Annotated in this window: 14 protein-coding genes; 4 read left to right on the top strand and 10 right to left on the bottom strand. The window is 68.6% G+C overall.

All coding sequences use genetic code 11. From position 1 onward, the window contains the following. Nucleotides 1-240: 240 nt before the first annotated feature. The gene (locus tag HLH28_RS10690) at nucleotides 241-1554 is read left to right on the top strand and encodes a UDP-glucose dehydrogenase family protein (protein ID WP_220790044.1); all 1314 of its coding nucleotides are present in this window, start codon (nucleotides 241-243) and stop codon (nucleotides 1552-1554) included. Between the two features lie 39 nt (nucleotides 1555-1593). Here the strand turns inward: HLH28_RS10690 and HLH28_RS10685 are convergent, their stop codons facing one another. Beyond that, entirely contained in the window at nucleotides 1594-2835 is a 1242-nt protein-coding gene (locus HLH28_RS10685) for a multidrug effflux MFS transporter (protein WP_182958731.1), read from the bottom strand. A 288-nt stretch (nucleotides 2836-3123) separates the two neighbouring features. Next, complete coding sequence (locus tag HLH28_RS10680; protein WP_182958728.1) at nucleotides 3124-3738, bottom strand: VC0807 family protein; 615 nt, start codon at nucleotides 3736-3738, stop codon at nucleotides 3124-3126. 156 nt (nucleotides 3739-3894) lie between these two features. On the opposite strand from HLH28_RS10680, the gene HLH28_RS10675 reads away from it, so the two are divergent. Further along, nucleotides 3895-4524, top strand: a complete 630-nt coding sequence (locus HLH28_RS10675; RefSeq protein ID WP_182958726.1) for a TetR/AcrR family transcriptional regulator — start codon at nucleotides 3895-3897, stop codon at nucleotides 4522-4524. Here HLH28_RS10675 and HLH28_RS10670 read toward each other — a convergent pair. Both HLH28_RS10670 and fdhD read right to left on the bottom strand, forming a co-directional pair. Continuing rightward, on the bottom strand, nucleotides 4478-6787 hold the full coding sequence (locus tag HLH28_RS10670; RefSeq protein ID WP_182958722.1) for an FdhF/YdeP family oxidoreductase: 2310 nt from the start codon (nucleotides 6785-6787) through the stop codon (nucleotides 4478-4480). The genes HLH28_RS10675 and HLH28_RS10670 overlap by 47 nt on opposite strands. Before the next feature lie 46 nt (nucleotides 6788-6833). Then, on the bottom strand, nucleotides 6834-7667 hold the full coding sequence (fdhD, locus tag HLH28_RS10665) for a formate dehydrogenase accessory sulfurtransferase FdhD (RefSeq protein ID WP_408869837.1): 834 nt from the start codon (nucleotides 7665-7667) through the stop codon (nucleotides 6834-6836). 104 nt (nucleotides 7668-7771) lie between these two features. On the opposite strand from fdhD, the gene HLH28_RS10660 reads away from it, so the two are divergent. Together HLH28_RS10660 and HLH28_RS10655 are read left to right on the top strand one after the other, a co-directional pair. Then, on the top strand, nucleotides 7772-8008 hold the full coding sequence (locus tag HLH28_RS10660) for a DUF3297 family protein (protein WP_182958718.1): 237 nt from the start codon (nucleotides 7772-7774) through the stop codon (nucleotides 8006-8008). Nucleotides 8009-8171: 163 nt separating this feature from the next. Next, nucleotides 8172-9428 (top strand): NAD(P)/FAD-dependent oxidoreductase, encoded by a 1257-nt coding sequence (locus tag HLH28_RS10655; protein ID WP_182958715.1) that lies wholly within the window; start codon nucleotides 8172-8174, stop codon nucleotides 9426-9428. A gap of 54 nt (nucleotides 9429-9482) precedes the next feature. Here HLH28_RS10655 and HLH28_RS10650 read toward each other — a convergent pair whose 3' ends face one another. The 6 genes from HLH28_RS10650 to ribD form a co-directional block, all read right to left on the bottom strand. Beyond that, nucleotides 9483-12077: an MMPL family transporter gene (locus HLH28_RS10650; protein ID WP_182958712.1), complete on the bottom strand. Its 2595-nt coding sequence runs from the start codon at nucleotides 12075-12077 to the stop codon at nucleotides 9483-9485. A 325-nt stretch (nucleotides 12078-12402) separates the two neighbouring features. Further along, nucleotides 12403-13407: a lysylphosphatidylglycerol synthase domain-containing protein gene (locus HLH28_RS10645; RefSeq protein WP_182958710.1), complete on the bottom strand. Its 1005-nt coding sequence runs from the start codon at nucleotides 13405-13407 to the stop codon at nucleotides 12403-12405. A gap of 64 nt (nucleotides 13408-13471) precedes the next feature. Continuing rightward, nucleotides 13472-13954 (bottom strand): 6,7-dimethyl-8-ribityllumazine synthase, encoded by a 483-nt coding sequence (ribH, locus tag HLH28_RS10640; protein WP_182958706.1) that lies wholly within the window; start codon nucleotides 13952-13954, stop codon nucleotides 13472-13474. A gap of 22 nt (nucleotides 13955-13976) precedes the next feature. Beyond that, nucleotides 13977-15224 carry a 3,4-dihydroxy-2-butanone-4-phosphate synthase gene (gene ribB / locus HLH28_RS10635; RefSeq protein WP_408869839.1) on the bottom strand — a complete coding sequence of 416 codons (1248 nt, stop codon included), beginning with the start codon at nucleotides 15222-15224 and terminating at the stop codon, nucleotides 13977-13979. After that, entirely contained in the window at nucleotides 15224-15841 is a 618-nt protein-coding gene (locus HLH28_RS10630; protein WP_182958701.1) for a riboflavin synthase, read from the bottom strand. The genes ribB and HLH28_RS10630 overlap by 1 nt, the downstream gene beginning before the upstream one ends. After that, on the bottom strand, nucleotides 15823-16956 hold the full coding sequence (gene ribD, locus HLH28_RS10625; RefSeq protein WP_182958698.1) for a bifunctional diaminohydroxyphosphoribosylaminopyrimidine deaminase/5-amino-6-(5-phosphoribosylamino)uracil reductase RibD: 1134 nt from the start codon (nucleotides 16954-16956) through the stop codon (nucleotides 15823-15825). Before ribD ends, HLH28_RS10630 begins: the two co-directional genes overlap by 19 nt. Nucleotides 16957-17003 lie beyond the last annotated feature (47 nt).

Here is a 17003-nt window from a genome sequence, read left to right as displayed (position 1 = left end):
GCCGCCGTAGTTTAGGGAGGAAACGTCCATGAAGCGCGCGCAGGCGTCACTTCATATCCCGTCTATGACCGGCGGACGGCCGCCAAGTCAAGGAAATTGTGCGGCGCAAAAATACATCCCTGGAACGCGGATGCGCGGGCGATGATAACGCCCTCTGGCCAAACCGGATTGTGCGATCCATAGTCGGGTGCAATCGGGAATGTCTCCGTCTTTTTCGGGAGGGTATGTGTGCGTATCGCAATGATCGGCGGGGGCTATGTCGGCCTCGTCTCCGCAGCCTGTTTCGCCGAGTTCGGCAATGACGTTTCGGTGGTCGAGATCGACCCCACCCGCCTGGCGGCCCTGCGCGACGGACGCATTCCTATCTACGAGCCCGGGCTGGACACGCTGGTCGCCGACAATGTCCGCGCCGGCCGCCTGTCGTTCGGCAATGACATTTCCGCCGCCGTCCGCGGGGCGGAGGCAATCTTCATCGCCGTCGGCACCCCGCCGCGCAACGGCGACGGCCAGGCCGACCTGACCTATGTGCACGAGGCCGCGCGGCAGATCGCCCGCGCGATGTCGGACTATGCCGTCATCGTCACCAAATCGACGGTACCGGTCGGCACCAGCCGCCGCATTGCCGAGATCATGCGCCAGACCCGTCCCGAGCTGGCGTTCGACGTGGCGTCGAACCCCGAATTCCTGCGCGAGGGCAACGCGATCGGCGACTTCATGAAGCCCGACCGCGTCATCGTCGGCCTGGACGAGGACGCGCCCGACGGCGGCACCCGCGCCCGCGCGGTGCTGAGCAGCCTCTACCGGCCGCTCTACCTGATCGAGGCGCCGGTCCTGTTCGTGAAGCTGGAAACCGCCGAACTGACCAAATACGCCTCCAACTCGTTCCTGGCGATGAAGATATCGTTCATCAACGAAATGGCCGACCTGTGCGAGCGCGTGGGGGCCAACGTCCACGACCTGGCGCGCGGCATGGGCCTGGACGGGCGGATCGGCAAGAAATTCCTGCATCCTGGCCCGGGTTATGGCGGCTCGTGCTTCCCGAAGGACACGCTGGCCCTGACCCGCATCGCGCAGGAAGCCGGCGCGCCCACGCGCCTGATCGAGGCCACGGTCGGCGTCAACGACGCGCGCAAGGTCGCCATGGCAAGCCGGGTCATCGCGGCATGCGGCGGCTCGCTGCAGGGCAAGACCATCGCGGTGCTGGGCCTGACCTTCAAGCCCGAGACCGACGACATGCGCGAGGCGCCGTCGATCCCCATCCTGGTCCGCCTGGCGGAGCGCGGGGCCGATATCCGCGCCTTCGACCCGGTCGGGATGACGGCCGCGCGTCCGCAACTGCCGCCCACGATCACCTATTGCGACAGCGCGCTGGACGCGGCGCGGGATGCCGACGTCCTGGTCGTTCTGACGGAATGGAATGAATTCCGCGCCCTGTCGCCGGCCCACCTGGCCGCGTCGATGCGCGGCCGGACGATCGTCGACCTGCGCAACATCTTCGACCCCGCCGCAATGCGCGATGCGGGCTTCGCCTACGATTCGGTCGGGCGCCCCTGACCTGCTGCGGGGTGGCATGGCGGCGGCCTGGGGCCTTCGCTATGCCGCCTCGGCGTGGCGCCGGTGCCACAGGGTGCAGACAAGCATCCCCGTAATTCCCAACATCATGACACCGACCATCGGCAGCACCGTGTCCATCGGCACGCAGCCCAGCAGCACGCCGCTGAGCGACCCGACCGTGAACTGCGTGGTGCCCATCAGGGCGGACGCGCTGCCGGCGTGATGCCCGTGCCGCGTGAACGCCAGCACCGTGGCGTTGGGGTTGACGAAGCCCAGCGATCCGGTGACCAGGCTGATCATCGCACAGACCAGCACCGGGTGAGCCGGCCCCGCCAGCCCCGTGATCGCCAGCAGCAGGAAAAGCGTTCCCGCCACGGTGGACACGCAGACCCCGCGGATCAGCAGGACATGCAGCGGCACAAGATGCACCAGCCGCGCGTTGACCTGCGCCCCGGTGATGAACACGGCGGCGTTCACGCCGAAGAACACGCCGAACTGCCCGGGCGTGAAGCCCAGGATATGTTCGAAGACGATCGGCGCGCTGGCCAGGTAGCCGAACATCACGAAGGACGAGAACCCCAGCAGCAGCGCCGCCGACAGGAACATCGGCTCACGCGCGATGCCGACATAGCGCCACAGCACGTTGGAAACCGACAGCGGAATCCGTTTCTCGCGCGGCATGGTGTCGGGCAGCGTCCAGGCGATGGCGATCACGCCCAGCACCCCGTAGATGACGGCGATCCAGAAGATCCAGCGCCAGTGGCCGAACGACAGGACCAGGCTGCCAAGGCTGGGGGCCAGGATGGGCATCAGACCGAAGACCAGGGTCAGCTGCGACATGATCCGCGCACCCTGCACGCCGGTGGCGATGTCGCGCACGATGGCGCGCGGCACCACGATACCGGCCGACCCGCCCACGGCCGCCAGGAACCGCCACACGCAGAACATGTGATAATTGTCGGACACCGCGCAGCCCGCCGAGGCGACGCTGAACATCAGCAGCCCGCCGATCAGCGGCACCCGCCGTCCCAGCCGGTCGGAAATCGGCCCCTGCGAGAACTGCCCTACCGCCAGCCCCGCCAGCCACGCCGCCAGGGTAAGCTGCGCCGACCCCGGACCGCCGCCCAGGTCGCGGTCGATGGCGGGAAAGGCCGGCAGATACATGTCGGTGGCCAGCGGCCCGATCGCCGTGACCAGCCCCAGAAGGACGATCTGCCACACGGGCAAGGCGCCGACGGGAATGCGATGACGATAGGCCAGCGAGGATGTGGAGGACGACATGGGCGGCGCCGTGAACCCGACAGAAGGGGCATCGTATGTCCTGCTTTCCACGCCGCTTGTCCATGCCATTCTGAAGCCTCGCCCCCAAACCATGGGCATGGCTGCCCCGCATCATGCCCGGCCGGATGGCAAGCGGCCGGAAGTCTTTCAGCGCCGGTCTGAAAATACGGGCAGGCAAGTGAGGACGGAACGGAGCGAAGCGTTCGGAGCGGCCTTATGCGCCGCCTACCATGAAGGGCCGAAAACGCGCGTCGGATCGCCGCCGGCGCGTATTTTCAAACAGGTTCTTCAAACAGGTTGCGCGGCGGCCATCCGTCGACCGATCCGGATGCTCCAGGGCACCAGCACGACGGGAATGACGATCCACAGTACATGCATCGCCCCCAGCAGCACCGGGTTGGGCCACCACAGCACCACTGCCAGTCGCGCCGCGGCCTCGCCCAGCAATATCGTCGCCCAGGCCAAGGTCAGCAGCCGCATGAAGCGGCGAAAGGGGGGAAAGGCCCACCGCCCCTCGAACGCCGCCATCCGCTCGGGCGTCGTTCCCACCATGGCCCGTGCCAGGTCATAGACCAGCGGGCGCCGCCGTAGCAGCGAGCCGAGGAAGACCAGGCCGATCGCCCCCGTCACCAGCGAGGAGTGCGCCAGCACCAGGCCGGGCGTCGTGAACCACATCGCGCAGGCCGCGCCCGCCAGCGTCGCCGCCAGGGCCAGCAGCGTCATCGCATCCAGCCGGCGCCGGCGCAGCACGCCTGCCAGCATCACCAGCAGCATCGTGCCCGACGCCGCCAGGCTGGCAGTCAGCGCGCCATAGCCCAGACGGTCCGTCCCGGTCACGATGCCCCACGGCAGCACGACGTTCAGCGCGATTTCCCGCGCCAGTCCGCCGGTTGTCAGACTCATGCCCGGCAGAGCGGCGGGAGGAGCGGAAACAGGGGTGGAGTCCCGCACGATCATGGAATGCCCTTTCGCGATACCCGTCCGGTGGCGGGGTGACGGGACGATTCCACATCAATCTTTACATTGTAAAGATAAAAGATCCGGGCTAGGCTGGCCGTCATGTCCAGACCCCCCTATCACCACGGCAATCTGCGCGCGGCCGTGCTGGAGGCCGCCGAGCGCCTGCTGGACCAGGACGGGCCGTCCGCCCTGTCGCTACGCGGCATCGCGCGGGAAGCCGGGGTGTCCGCGACCGCCCCGGCCCATCATTTCGGCGATCTGTCCGGCCTGCTGAGCGATCTGGCGGCCATCGGCTTCCAGCGCCTGGCCGAGACGATACGCCGCGCCACGACCGACCCCACGCCCCGCGCGCCGGTCCATGCCTATGTCCGCTTCGCGCAGGACAATCCGGGGCTGTATACGCTGATGTTCCGATCCGACCGGCTGGATTACCGCCGGGAGTCGCTGGCCGCCGCATCGCAGGCCTCGTGGGCGGTGCTGCTGCGCTCGGTCGGGTCGGAGGCGCGGATGCCGGCCGAATCCGACCTGGCGACCCTGGGCCAGGTCACCTTTCGCTGGTCGCTGCTGCATGGCTTCTGCACCCTGCTGCTGGACGGGCAGCTTCGGCCCCTGCTGGCCAATCCCGCCTGCAACGGCGACCCGCACGTGCTGCTGGACGTGATGGTCCCGCCGCCCGCGCCGGTCAGGCCGGGACCGGTTCCGATACCGACGCGCCCGCCATCGCCATGACCCGCACCGGGATCGACTTCGCCGCCGGGGTGCCGCTGATCTCGTCGAAATGGTCCAGCGGCAGCAGGGGATTGAGTTCGGGATAATAGCCCGCCACCGACCCGCGCGGCAGGGAATAGGGCAGCGCGCACAGGTCCCCCACCCGCCGCACCACGCCGTCGTCCGACAGGGTTTCCACCACCACCCGGGTTTCGGGGGCGATGGCGCGGTCGCGCATGTCGTCCGCGTTCATCAGCAGCACCATGCGGGTGTCGTACACCCCGCGATAACGGTCGGTATTGCTGTAGATCGTCGTGTTGTACTGGTCGTGCGAGCGCACCGTCGCCAGACGCAGCATGGCGGGATCGGCCACCGGCGGGTCCATCGCCAGCCCGTCGAACGGCAGGAAATTGGCCTTGCCGGTCGGGGTCCGCCATTCGCGGTGGCGCGGCGGGTTGTACAGATGGAAGCCCTTGGGTTCGCGGATGCGTTCGTTGAAGCCCGCGAAATCGGGATAGACCTCGGCGATCTTGTCTCGGATCAGGTTGTAATCGTCGATATAGGTCCCCCACGGCACCACGCTGTCGGGCAGGGTCGCCTTCGCCATCCGGCAGACGATCTCGATTTCCGACAGCAGGTGCGGGCTGGCGGGTTCCAGCACCCCGCGCGACGCGCCGACATTGGACATCGCGTCCTCGATCGTCACGAATTGCGGGCCGCTGACCTGCACGTCGATTTCCGACCGCGCGATCACCGGCAGGATCAGCGCCTGCCGCCCATGGACCAGATGCCCGCGATTCAGCTTGATCGCGATGCCCACCGTCAGGTCCAGGCCCGCCATCGCCCGGTAGCCGATGGGCGTGTCGGGGATGGCGTGGATGAAGTTGCCGCCCATGCCGATGAAGACGCGCGCGCGCCCGTCGATCATCGCCTTCACGGACTCGACGACATGATGGCCGTGTTCGGTCGGCGGGGTGAAGCCGAAGGCGGCCTGCAAGCGGGCCAGATAGGCGGCGGTTGGCTTTTCGTCGATGCCCACGGTCCGGTCGCCCTGGACGTTGGAATGCCCGCGCACCGGGCAGATCCCGGCCCCCTTTCTGCCGAAATTCCCCTTCATCATCAGAAGATTGGCGATCTGCTGGATCGCGCGCGCGCCCTGCCGGTGCTGGGTGATGCCCATGCCGTAGCAGATGATGCTGGCATTCGCGCGGGCATAGATCGCGGCGATGCGGCGGATCTGCGCTTCCTCCAGCCCCGACACCGCGACGATGTCGGCCCAGCTGGTCTCCCGCGCGTCCTGCGCCACCACATCGAACCCATGGGTGTGGGTGGCGATGAAATCGGCGTCCAGCACGCGGGGCGCGCCGGCCGCCCGGGCCGCGTCGTCCAGTTCCAGCAGCGTCTTCACCATGCCCTTGATCACGGCGATGTCGCCGCCGATCCGGACCTGGCAGAATTCGCTGGCGATCTCGGTGGACCCGAAGGTCGCCATCTTCACCGGATCCTGCGGCTCGGTGAAGCGCATCAGCGCGCGTTCGGGCATCGGGTTGATGACGACGATCGGTACCCCGCGCTTGCGGGCATGGACCAGCTCGCTCATCATCCGGGGGCTGTTGGTACCGGTATTCTGGCCGATGATGAAGATCGCCTCGGTGCTGGCGAAATCGCTGATGACGACCGTGCCCTTGCCGATGCCGATGGACGGCGGCAGGCCCCGGCTGGACGGTTCGTGACACATGTTCGAGCAATCGGGGAAATTATTGGTCCCGAATTCCCGCACGAACACGGAATAGAGGAACGCGGCCTCGTTCGACGTGCGGCCAGACGTGTAGAATTCCGCCTGGTCCGGGTGATCCAGCGCCCGCAGCGTATCGCCGATCAGGGCGAACGCCGCATCCCACGAACAGGGCACGTAACGGTCGGTGCCCGCGTCATAGCGCATGGGCTCGGTCAGGCGCCCCTGTTCTTCCAGCCAGTAATCGCTGCGCCCCATCAGGTCGGTGACGGTATGGGCGGCAAAGAAATCACGCCCGATCCGCCGCTTCGTGGCCTCGACCGCCAGTGCCTTCGCCCCGTTCTCGCAGAATTCCAGCGTCTTTTCCCGATCGGGATTGGGCCAGGCGCAGCTGGGGCACTTGAACCCGTCGGGATGATTCATCGACAGCAGCGCGCGCGACCCGGTGGTGACCACGCTCTGCTCCAGCAGGGCCTTGGCCGTGGCCTTCGCCGCGCCCCAGCCACCGGCGGGATGGGAGTAGGGCCGGAATTTCACCTGTTCGGACATGCTGCCTCGCCGGAAACGCGGGATTTCGGGGTCGTGCCGATCGTCTTCAGCCGGTCGTATCGATACGGCCAGCATGGGTGAATATCATCTGCGCGTCGCGTCGCGCCAGCGCGACCAGCGTCAGGCCGGCCGCCTGCGCCATGTCCACCGCCCGCCCGGTGGGCGCGGAGATCGCGACAATGGCGGGAATTCCGGCCATCGCGGCCTTCTGCACCATCTCGTACGAACACCGGCTTGTGATCAGGCAGAACCCGTTCCCGAACCCGCGTCCCTCCAGCATGTCGCCCCCCAGCCCCGCGCCGATCAGCTTGTCCAGCGCGTTGTGGCGGCCGACATCCTCGCGCACCAGCCGCACGGTGCCGTCGGGGTCCGCCCAGGCCGCGCCATGGACCATATGCACCACCGCGTTCAGCACCTGCCGCCCCTCCAGCGCATCCAGCGCACGGCGGATCGCCGACAGCGCCAGGCGCGGGCCGACCGCCACGCTTGGGGGCGCCGGATCCAGCGCCGCCAGATCCTCCACCCCACACACGCCGCACCCGGTACGGCCGGTCACCTGCCGGCGCCGCCCCAGCAGGCGCGCGAAATCCTCGCCAGGGATCCGTATCCCGATCTCCACCCCGCGCGGTCCGACGTCGACCCGCAGGTCGCGGATCGCGGCGGCCGAGGACACGATCCCCTCGGTCAGCGAGAAGCCGATCGCGAAATCCCGCAGGTCTTCCGGCGTCGCCATCATCACCGCATGCGGCACGCCGTTATAGGCCAGCGCCACCGGCACCTCCTCGGCCAGCGCCAGCGCGCGGTCCTCGACCCCGTCCGGCCCAAGGCGCCGGACGACATGCCGACGCCAGCTCATGCGCGGGGGGCCAAACGCCGACAAGGGCGTTGTCCTTCGGAAACTCGGGACCGGGCCCGGCGGTTGGATTGGCGGCCGGTACCCGCTATGTCAGCGCACATGATCGTCACCCTGCAAAGGCCAGTCCGATGAGTGATACCCCCCCAGACCGCCTGTCCGCCAACCCCGAAAGCCCGTTTCACGACGCGGCCCTGCTGGAACGCGGAATTGGCGTCCGCTTCAAAGGCATCGAGAAGACGAATGTCGAGGAATATTGCATCAGCGAGGGTTGGGTCCGCCTGTCGGTCGGCAAGACCACCGACCGGCGCGGCAATCCCATGACCATGAAGCTGCAGGGCCCGGTCGAGGTCTGGTTCAAGGCCTGACCGCCTCCGGGATGACCTGACCTGCATCAATGACCGGCCCGCCCCGGGATGTAGCCTGCCCTTCGAAAGCGGCGGCCCCGGCGCGGGTCCCCTCGCGATCGGGGGGATCGGTGCTAGGATCGGTTCCCGGTCCCCCAACGATCTCAATCAAGGAGCGTGTCCCATGGTTTCGACTCAGCAGGACATTCCGGAAGCCGACCGCTTTACGGTCGTCATCGTCGGCGGCGGGGCGGCAGGAATCACCGTCGCATCCCAGCTGAAGCGCAAGCGGCCCAGCCTGTCGATCGCGATCATCGACCCTGCCACCACCCATGCCTACCAGCCCGGCTGGACGCTGGTCGGCGCCGGCGTGATGAAGCTGAAGGAAACGCTGCGGCAGGAAGGCGGCCTGATCCCCAAGGGCGTGCGCTGGCTGCGCGCCGCCGTCGCCTCCTTCACGCCCGAGGAAAATACCGTCACCCTGGCCGACGGCCGGCGGATCGGCTACCGCCGCCTGATCGTCTGCCCGGGCCTGCAGCTCGACTGGTCGAAGATCGCGGGGCTGGAGGACACCCTGGGCCGCAACGGGGTATGCAGCAATTATTCCCGGGATTCGGTCGAATATACCTGGTCGTGCATCCAGTCGCTGAAGGGCGGGACCGCCCTGTTCACCCAGCCGGCCATGCCGATCAAATGCGCCGGCGCGCCGCAGAAGATCGTCTATCTCGCCTCCGATCACTGGCGGAAGGAGGGCGTGCTCAGCCGCATGAAGGTCGATTTCTGCCTGGCGGGGGACGTCCTGTTCGGCGTGAAATATTTCGTGCCGTCGCTGCAGGACGCGATCGATTATTACGGCGTTGATCTGCACTACAAGCACAATCTGGTCGCGGTGGACGGGCCGCAGCGCACGGCCACCTTCGCCGTCACCGGCCCGGACGGCAGCAGCACGACCGTCACCCGCAGCTTCGACATGCTGCACGTCACCCCGCCGCAGAGCGCCCCGGATTTCGTGAAGACCAGCCCGCTGGCCAATTCTGCCGGATGGCTGGACGTCGATCCCGCGACGCTGCGCCATGCGCGCTTCGACACCGTGTTCGGCCTGGGCGACGTGGCCGGCACCACCAATGCCAAGACCGCCGCCGCCGTCCGCGCGCAGGCCCCGGTCGTGGTGGCGAACGTGCTGGCGTCGCTGGACGGACGGCCGCTGGACAAGACCTATGACGGGTACGGCGCCTGCCCGCTGACGGTGTCCTACGGGCGGGTGGTGCTGGCGGAATTCCTGTATGGCGGCGTGCCCGCCCCCAGCTTCCATTACGACCAGCGCAAGCCCAGCCGCTTCGCCTGGTTCCTCAAGACCCAGGTCTTCCCCAGGCTGTACTGGAACATGATGCTGCCCGGCCGCGACGTGAGCGTGCCGCACAAGCCGCTGGACGCCGGCTGACGGGCCAAGGAAGGTCGGGGCGCTGCCCGACCCGGCAAGGGCCTCGGCCCTTGCCTAGCGTTCGTCGATCGCCCGCTTCGGCAGCAGGGCGGGCACGAAGATCAGGGTCGCCAGCAGCGTGCAGCTCAGCGACAGCAGCAGCAGCCGGCCCATGCTGGCCGTCCCCGGATGATGCGACGCGGCGAGCGAACCGAACGCCGTCCCCGTCGTCAATGCCGAAAACAGGACCGCCCGCGCCGTGGGGCTGGACAGCGGCGCACGCACGCCGGCGCGCCAGTTCATCACGAAATAGATATTGAACGACACGCCGACGCCCAGCAGAAGCGGCAGCGCGATGATGTTGGCGAAATTCAGCTGTTCGGGCACCAGGACGATCAGGATGACCGTCATCAGCGCCGACAGCAGCAGCGGCGCCAGCACCAGCGCCATGTCCAGCAGCCGTCGCAGCGCCACCAGCAGGATCACCGCGATCATGACGATGGCCGACAGCGCGGCGAAGACGAAGGCATGGACCATGGTCGTCGCGCTTTCGACCACTTCGATCGCATCCCCCCCGGCGTCGGGGGCGATGCTGCGGATCTGCGCGACATAGGCATGCAGATCCGCGTTGCTGACCATTTCGCGTTTCGGATGAATTTCCACCAACGCACGGCCATCGGGCAGCAGATAGTCCTGCCGGATCGAGGGGGGAACGTCGGCGATCGTGACCGGCTGCGCCGACAGCATCAGGCGCAATTGGTCCAGCTGCGTCGGCAGGAAGCGCACCAGCGCCGCGTTCGCCGCCATCATCACCGGGTCGGACGCCCGCGACAGGCGGTCCAGCGCCGACTGGATGCGCCGCAGCGGATCGCCGGGCGGCAGCTTGTCCAGCACCCCGCCCAGGTCATGCGCCGTCTTGGCCGCCGACGCGCGCAGGGCGGCGGCGTCGGGCGCGGGCTTCGGGTCGGGGACGATCAGGGTCGGCAGCAGGATCGACGCCGAATCCTGGATCATCGCCAGCTTCGCCGGCTGGTCCTCCGGCACCATCGACCCCAGCCACATCGCATCGTCCACCAGCGGCAGGTGCGACAGGCGGCCGGCCAGGATTTCGGCCTGCTTCAGGTTCGGGGCCAGCACTTCCGCCCCGTAGGGCGAGGATTGCGGGTCGGTCATCAGCTGGCGCAGCACCTGCATTCCCTCGGATTTCGGATCCTTGGTGTGCAGCGGATCGGCATCGAAGGTCAGGACCGGGATCAGCACCGCGCCCAGGACGGCCAGGAAGGTGAAGACGCTGAGGATCGGCCCGCGATGGACCCGCACGGCGCGATCCGCCGGGCGGGCGAAGGCAAAGCCGGTCGTCGGGTGGTCCAGAGACGGGCGGAACAGCCGCAGCAGCGCCGGCAGCAGCGTCAGCGTGCAGACGAATGCGATCAGCATGCCGAAGCCCGCGATCAGGCCCAGCTGCGCGACGCCGACGAAGGCGGTGGGCGTGAAGGCCAGGAAACCCGCCATCGTCGCCAGCGAGGCGACCATGATCTGGTGCCCGGTCTCGTCGCCAGTGCGCGCCAGCGCCTCATGCAGCCCGGGCAGCCCCCCGCAGGACAGGCGCTGCGCACGGAAGCGCACGGAAAACTGGATCGCGAAATCCACCGCGATACCTACGAACAACACCGCGAAGGCCACGGAAATCAAATTCAGCGTGCCCACGGCCAGGGCCGCGAAACCGGTGGTCAGCAGCAGGCCCGCCACCAGCGTGATGACGATGGGCACGATGATGCGCCAGGTCCGCACCGCCAGGAACAGCCACAGCGTGACCAGCGCCAGCGAGCCCAGCAGGCCCGCCACCATGCCCTGCGCGACGGTGGCGAATTCCTCGTCATTGATCTGGACGTCGCCGGTCAAATGGACGTGCGCATGGCCCGACCGCACGAATTCCAGGCCGGCGATCGCCCGGCGCATGGCGTCGCTGGCGGCCCCGCCCGGCTGGAACGACCCGTAATCCAGCCGGGGCCGGGTGACCACGAACTGGAATTTACCCCCCAGATCGGCGAGGTCGCTGGCCAGCATCCGTTCCCACGACAAGGGCTGCGCGTGGCCGTCCGCCGCCTGTTCCAGCGTGGAGGCGAAGGCGTTCAGCGCCGGCTGGAAATTCTTGAGGTCCGCCTGTCCCTGCGACACGCCCAGCGCGATCAGCGACAGCGCGTCGAACAGGCCCCGCCCGGACGGATCGGCCGCAAGGCCGCCGAGGAAAGGCTGGGCCGTCACCGTGGTGTCCAGCACCGAGGCCAGGGTCTTGTTGTCCAGGAACATCAGACCGTTGCGGATCAGGTACGGGTCCTGCTGGGGCAGGTCGACAGAATGGAAATTCGCCGTGTCGCCGCGCAGCCGGTCCGCCAGTTGGCGCGCGGTCGCCTGCGCCTCTTCCGGCAGGTCGGCGTCGATCACCGCCACCAGCCGGTCCTGGTTCTGCGGGAACAGGCGCGCCAGTTCGTCCGACCGCTTCTTCCACGGCAGGCTGGCGGAAAACATCGTGCCGGTGTCCGTCGTGACGTCCAGCCGCTTCATGCTGCATGCCACGGCGCCCCCGACCAGGACCATGAACAGCAGCAGCACGAGCACGGCGCGATGGGAACAGACCGCCACGAGGCGACCGATCGGAAGGGACTGCATGATGCGTAATTCGGCCCTTAAGAAGCTGACGGCGGAAACGAAGGAAGGAAAACTGGCGCAGGACGCTGGCTGAGGAAAGGGGCGGCGCGATGGCGGCAGGCACGACACCGCGCGGTGCGGCATCGTTTGACCCAGGATGCAGTGCGGATGCAAGGCGGATGTTCGGCCATCAGCCCTGCCGCCTGTTACATTTGACGACTGGGTTCCAAGGGCGCCGAGGGCGTCACTCGGCGCAGCGGCGGATCAGCGTAATGCCCTGAAACCCGCCATAGCGGCAGCCTCTTTTGGAACCATTATATAAATCAATGAATTGGCGCTACGCGCGTCAGCCGGACAGGCCGATTCCGTGCTCCAGCCCGTTCTTGCGGCCGGGCCGCCAGTGGATTTCCATCCATTGCCAGCCTGCCAGCGACGGCAGGCCCCAGGCGATCTCGCGCAGGCGCTTGATCAGCGACAGGCCGATCGACACGGCCGGCGGCAGGCCGAACAGGCTGCCGATGATCACGAACCCGCCCTCGGACACGCCCAGGGCGCCGGGAACGGCGAACCCCGCCGATTTCGCCGCCTGGCCCACGCTTTCGATCACGAAGCCGCTGGCCAGCGACCGGTCATGGCCCATGAAATGCAGGATCAGGCAGACCTCCACCGCGCCCAGCGACCACCCCGCCAGTTGCAGCCCCCCTGCGCGCAGCGACCGGCCGGGCGCCTTGTACAGGCCCAGGATCTCGGCATGCAGGCCGCGTATGCCGTCCACGCCGCTCCATCCCAGATGGGCGGCGATACGGATCAGCAGCCCCTCGACGATCGAGATCGCGCCCAGGCACTGGCTGCCCAGGAACGCGGCGCCCAGCAGCAGCGCCACGCCGGCGCTTTCGACCAGTTCGTCGGTAAGGGCCGAGCGTTTCACCAGGAACAGCAGGATTCCCAGCCCGACCAGCGTGAATACTACCTGGCTGAGCAGTTCGATCGTCAGGTCGCAGATCGTCGCGGCGGCAGCCCGGCGCAGGCCAGCGCCGCGGCGGGCCAGCAGGCGGGTGGACACGACCTCGCCCCCCACCTGGGCCACCGGCAGCAGATTGTTCACCCCCTCGCGCACGCAACGCAAGGCGACCCAGTCACGCAACGGCAGCGGCGGCGCGTCGTGCCCCGCGATCGTCCGCCACGACGCGGCCGCCAGCAGCACCTGCACCGCATGGAACAGGATGGCCGCCACGATGCCCCATCCACCCTGCGCGACCAGCCCCAGGATCGCGTGAAACCCGAACCGCGACAGCAGCCAGACCGTCAGCGCCATGCCGAACAGTCCGGCCGTGAAGGTAACCAGCCTCATTCCCAGCCCCCACGCCGGCCGGCTCGCCGTCTGGGCGACGGCGCCGGTCCGCGGGCCGAGCGTATCAGCCCTTGATTTTCCGTATCAAGGCCAGACTTTCGACGCAGGCCGCCGCAGCCTCGCGGCCCTTGTTGTGCTCGTCCGCGCCGGAACGCACGCGGGCCTGTTCGTCGGTGTAGGTCGTCAGCACGCCGAACGCGACCGGCACCTCGGTCGCCAGCGACGCCTGCATCAGGCCCATGGCGGCGCCCAGGCTGATGAATTCGAAATGCGCCGTGTCGCCCTTGATGACGCAGCCCAGGCAGATCACCCCGTCATAGCGCCCGGTGCGCGCCAGCGTCTGCGCCAGCAACGGCAGTTCGTAGGCCCCGGGGGCATAGAGCACATCGCCCTCGGCCACCGTGATGTCATGCTCGCGCAGCCAGTCCAGCGCCCCGTCGCGCAGGCCGTGGGTCACGATTTCGTTGAAACGGCTGACCACGATCGCCAGGCGCGGCGCGCGTGCGAAGGTCAGGTCCGGGGCGGGGGACGGGGTATGGGTGCTCATATCAGAATCTTTCCGGTCGTGATCACTCGGCCGCCGTGCTGAGGGCGGTGCAGAGCTGGTGGCCCATGCGCGTGCGCTTGGCGTCCAGATAGGCGCGGTTGAAAGGGTTGGGCGGGATCTCGACCCCGACGCGGTGGCGGACGGCGAAGCCATGCCGTTCCACCGCCACGACCTTGGCCGGATTGTTGGTCATCAAATCCAGCGTGCGGATCCCCAGCGCCCGCAGGATCGCCGCCGCTGCCGTCCAGTCGCGGGCGTCGGTCTCGAACCCCAGCCGATGGTTGGCGTCGACCGTGTCCAGCCCCTTGTCCTGCAGGGCGTAGGCGCGGATCTTGTTCGCAAGCCCGATCCCCCGTCCTTCATGCCCGCGCAGGTACAGCAGGACGCCGCTGTCGGCCGCGCCGATGCGATGCAGCGCGGTCTGGAGCTGCGCGCCGCAATCGCAGCGCAGCGAACCCAGCGCATCGCCCGTCACGCATTCGGAATGCAGCCGCACCAGCGGCACCGTGCCGGCCCGGCCCGGGTCGCCCTTGACCAGCGCCACATGTTCGGTCCCGTCGGGCGCGCGGAAGGCATGGATCACCAGGTCCTCGCCGCCATAGCTGCTGGGCAGCGCCGCCTGGGCCACCTTCTCGATCCGCCCTTCGGGGTCGGCCGGCATCGTGGCGCGACGTTCCATCCAGCCGACCAGTTCTGCGATCGACAGGATCGGCAGGCCATGCCGTTCGGCATAGGGGCGCAGATCGTCCATCCGCGCCATCGACCCGTCCTCGTTCATGATCTCGCAGATCACCGCCGCGGGTGCCCGGCCCGCCAGGCGCGCCAGTTCGATCGATGCCTCGGTATGGCCGTTGCGGACCAGCACGCCGCCGGGGACGGCGCGCAGCGGAAAGATATGGCCGGGCGACACCAGGTCCGACGGGCCGGCATCCGCCGCCACGGCGGCCTGGATGGTGCGGGCACGGTCGGCGGCGGAAATGCCGGTATCCACCCCCTCGCGCGCCTCGATCGACACGGTGAACGCGGTTTCGCGCGGACAGGTGTTCACCCGCGTCATCATCGGCAGGCCCAGGCGGTCCACCTGTTCGGCCTCCAGCGGCAGGCAGACCAGGCCGCGCCCGTGGGTGACCATGAAATTGATCGCCTGCGGCGTGACCAGGTCGGCGGCCATGACCAGGTCGCCTTCGTTCTCGCGATCCTCGTCATCGACCAGGACCACCATGCCGCCCGCCCGGATCGCCGCGATCGCGGCCTCCAGAGTGGGGCTCATCACCGGTACTGACATAGGGTCTCCACGTATTTCGCAATCACGTCGACCTCGACATTCACGGCGTCGCCCGGCGCCATGGTGCCCAGGGTGGTATGCGTCCAGGTATGGGGAATGATCATCAGGGCGACGGCAAAGGCGTCGATGCCGGCATCCCCCGCCCCGATCGCACCGATCTCGTTCAGGGTCAGGCTGATGCCGTCCAGCGTGATCGACCCCTTTTCCACCAGATAGCGGCGCAGGGTCGCGGGGACGGCGAAGACGATGCGCCGCGCCTCGCCCGCCATCTCGACCGACAGCAGGCGCGCGGTGCCATCCACATGACCCTGCACGATATGGCCCGACAGGCGCGTGGCCGGCGTGACCGCGCGTTCGAGATTGACGCGGTGGCCCTCGGCCAGCCGGCCCAGGGTCGTGCGGTCCAGCGTTTCCGCGCTGATGAAGAATGCCGCGTTCCCCGCCGCATCATATTCGGTGACGGTCAGGCACACGCCGTTGACCGCGACGCTTTCGCCCAGCGACAGATCGCCGATGCCCGTCGCCACCGCGATGCGCAGCGACCGGTCCCCCCGGCTGGCCGCCGTGACGGTGCCCAGATGCTCTATGATGCCGGAAAACATGTTCCCTCCCTCGGCACGGCCAGGCCGGGAATCAGGCGCAGCGGCGTGTCCCTCCCACTCCCGCCCGCTCCATCTCTGACCGTGATATCCATCCGTTCGCGTCCCCCGGCCGTGACCCCGATGGTCAGCCAGTCGTCCCAGACCCCCGCGCCCCGCATCGCGTCCAGCAGGGCGGGGCCGGCCTCGACCAGCGCCCACAGCGCCCCGGCCTCGCCCAGCAGGGCGGGGACCTGGGCGACGTCGTCGCAGGCCCGTACATCGAACCCCCGGGCCGTGGCCGCCGCGCGCCAATCGTCCGGCAGGCGGCCCCGCCGGTCGCACACCACCAGCAGGCGCCGGGCGCGGCCGGCATGGTCGGCCACCCGGCGCACGTCCAGGGCCGGCCGGTCGGCCAGCACGGTGCCGATGCCGGTCACGACGGCATCGGTCGCCCGGCGCAGGCGATGCGCCACATCCAGCGCGCTGTCGGAGGTAAAGGTCGTCCGTCCCGCCGGCGGGATCATGGACCCGTCGGCCGCCACGGCCTGCTTGACCGTCATCCATGTCCGGCCGGTGCGCGACCAGTGGACGAAGGGGGCGATCAGCGCCCGGCAGTCGGCGGCCAGGTCGGCGGCATCGGGATCGGCGGCATTAGGGCCCGCCAGGTCCGCCAGCATGCGCACATCGCATCCGGCCGCGCCCAGCCGCGCCGCCCCTCCGCCCGCGACCCGGGGATTGGGATCGGCCGCCCCGATCCAGACCGTGCGGATGGGCGATGCCAGGATCGCCTCGGAACAGGGGCCGGTGCGGCCGGTGTGATTGCAGGGTTCCAGGGTCACCACGGCCGTCGCCGCACGGTCGATCAGACCCTGTTGGGCACATATCCGCAGGGCCAGGGCCTCGGCATGCGGGGCACCGGCGCGGTGATGGGCGGCAACGGCCAGGATCTCGCCGCGCGCATCCAGGATGGCGCAGCCGACGGGGGGATTGGGGGCGGTGGCGCCCATGTGGCGCGATGCCTCGGCAAGCGCGGCCCGGAACGCCCGGCCGATGGAGGGGGGAAGACGGCCCGGATCGCAATCCGGACGACGCGTCCCCGAGCTTACCGAAACCTCAGCCAAGACAAGCGGTCCCATCCTTCCGGACGGACCCGGGGCGCAACGGACCGCACAGCGCGCGCCAC

It is taken from the genome of Gluconacetobacter tumulisoli (assembly GCF_014174155.1).
Lineage (GTDB): Bacteria > Pseudomonadota > Alphaproteobacteria > Acetobacterales > Acetobacteraceae > Gluconacetobacter > Gluconacetobacter tumulisoli.
The sequence above is the reverse complement of the archived record's forward strand: the minus strand, read 5'-3'. Positions and strand labels throughout refer to the sequence as shown.

Excerpts from the sequence above, each read along its gene's own strand:
- HLH28_RS10690 (WP_220790044.1), top strand. The coding sequence starts at position 241 with ATGATCGGCGGGGGCTATGTCGGCCTCGTCTCCGCAGCCTGTTTCGCC.
- HLH28_RS10655 (WP_182958715.1), top strand. The coding sequence starts at position 8,172 with ATGGTTTCGACTCAGCAGGACATTCCGGAAGCCGACCGCTTTACGGTC.
- ribD (WP_182958698.1), bottom strand. The coding sequence starts at position 16,956 with ATGGGACCGCTTGTCTTGGCTGAGGTTTCGGTAAGCTCGGGGACGCGT.
- HLH28_RS10675 (WP_182958726.1), top strand. The coding sequence starts at position 3,895 with ATGTCCAGACCCCCCTATCACCACGGCAATCTGCGCGCGGCCGTGCTG.
- HLH28_RS10670 (WP_182958722.1), bottom strand. The coding sequence starts at position 6,787 with ATGTCCGAACAGGTGAAATTCCGGCCCTACTCCCATCCCGCCGGTGGC.
- HLH28_RS10685 (WP_182958731.1), bottom strand. The coding sequence starts at position 2,835 with ATGTCGTCCTCCACATCCTCGCTGGCCTATCGTCATCGCATTCCCGTC.
- HLH28_RS10645 (WP_182958710.1), bottom strand. The coding sequence starts at position 13,407 with ATGAGGCTGGTTACCTTCACGGCCGGACTGTTCGGCATGGCGCTGACG.
- HLH28_RS10630 (WP_182958701.1), bottom strand. The coding sequence starts at position 15,841 with ATGTTTTCCGGCATCATAGAGCATCTGGGCACCGTCACGGCGGCCAGC.
- HLH28_RS10650 (WP_182958712.1), bottom strand. The coding sequence starts at position 12,077 with ATGCAGTCCCTTCCGATCGGTCGCCTCGTGGCGGTCTGTTCCCATCGC.
- HLH28_RS10660 (WP_182958718.1), top strand. The coding sequence starts at position 7,772 with ATGAGTGATACCCCCCCAGACCGCCTGTCCGCCAACCCCGAAAGCCCG.
- ribB (WP_408869839.1), bottom strand. The coding sequence starts at position 15,224 with ATGAGCCCCACTCTGGAGGCCGCGATCGCGGCGATCCGGGCGGGCGGC.
- ribH (WP_182958706.1), bottom strand. The coding sequence starts at position 13,954 with ATGAGCACCCATACCCCGTCCCCCGCCCCGGACCTGACCTTCGCACGC.
- HLH28_RS10680 (WP_182958728.1), bottom strand. The coding sequence starts at position 3,738 with ATGAGTCTGACAACCGGCGGACTGGCGCGGGAAATCGCGCTGAACGTC.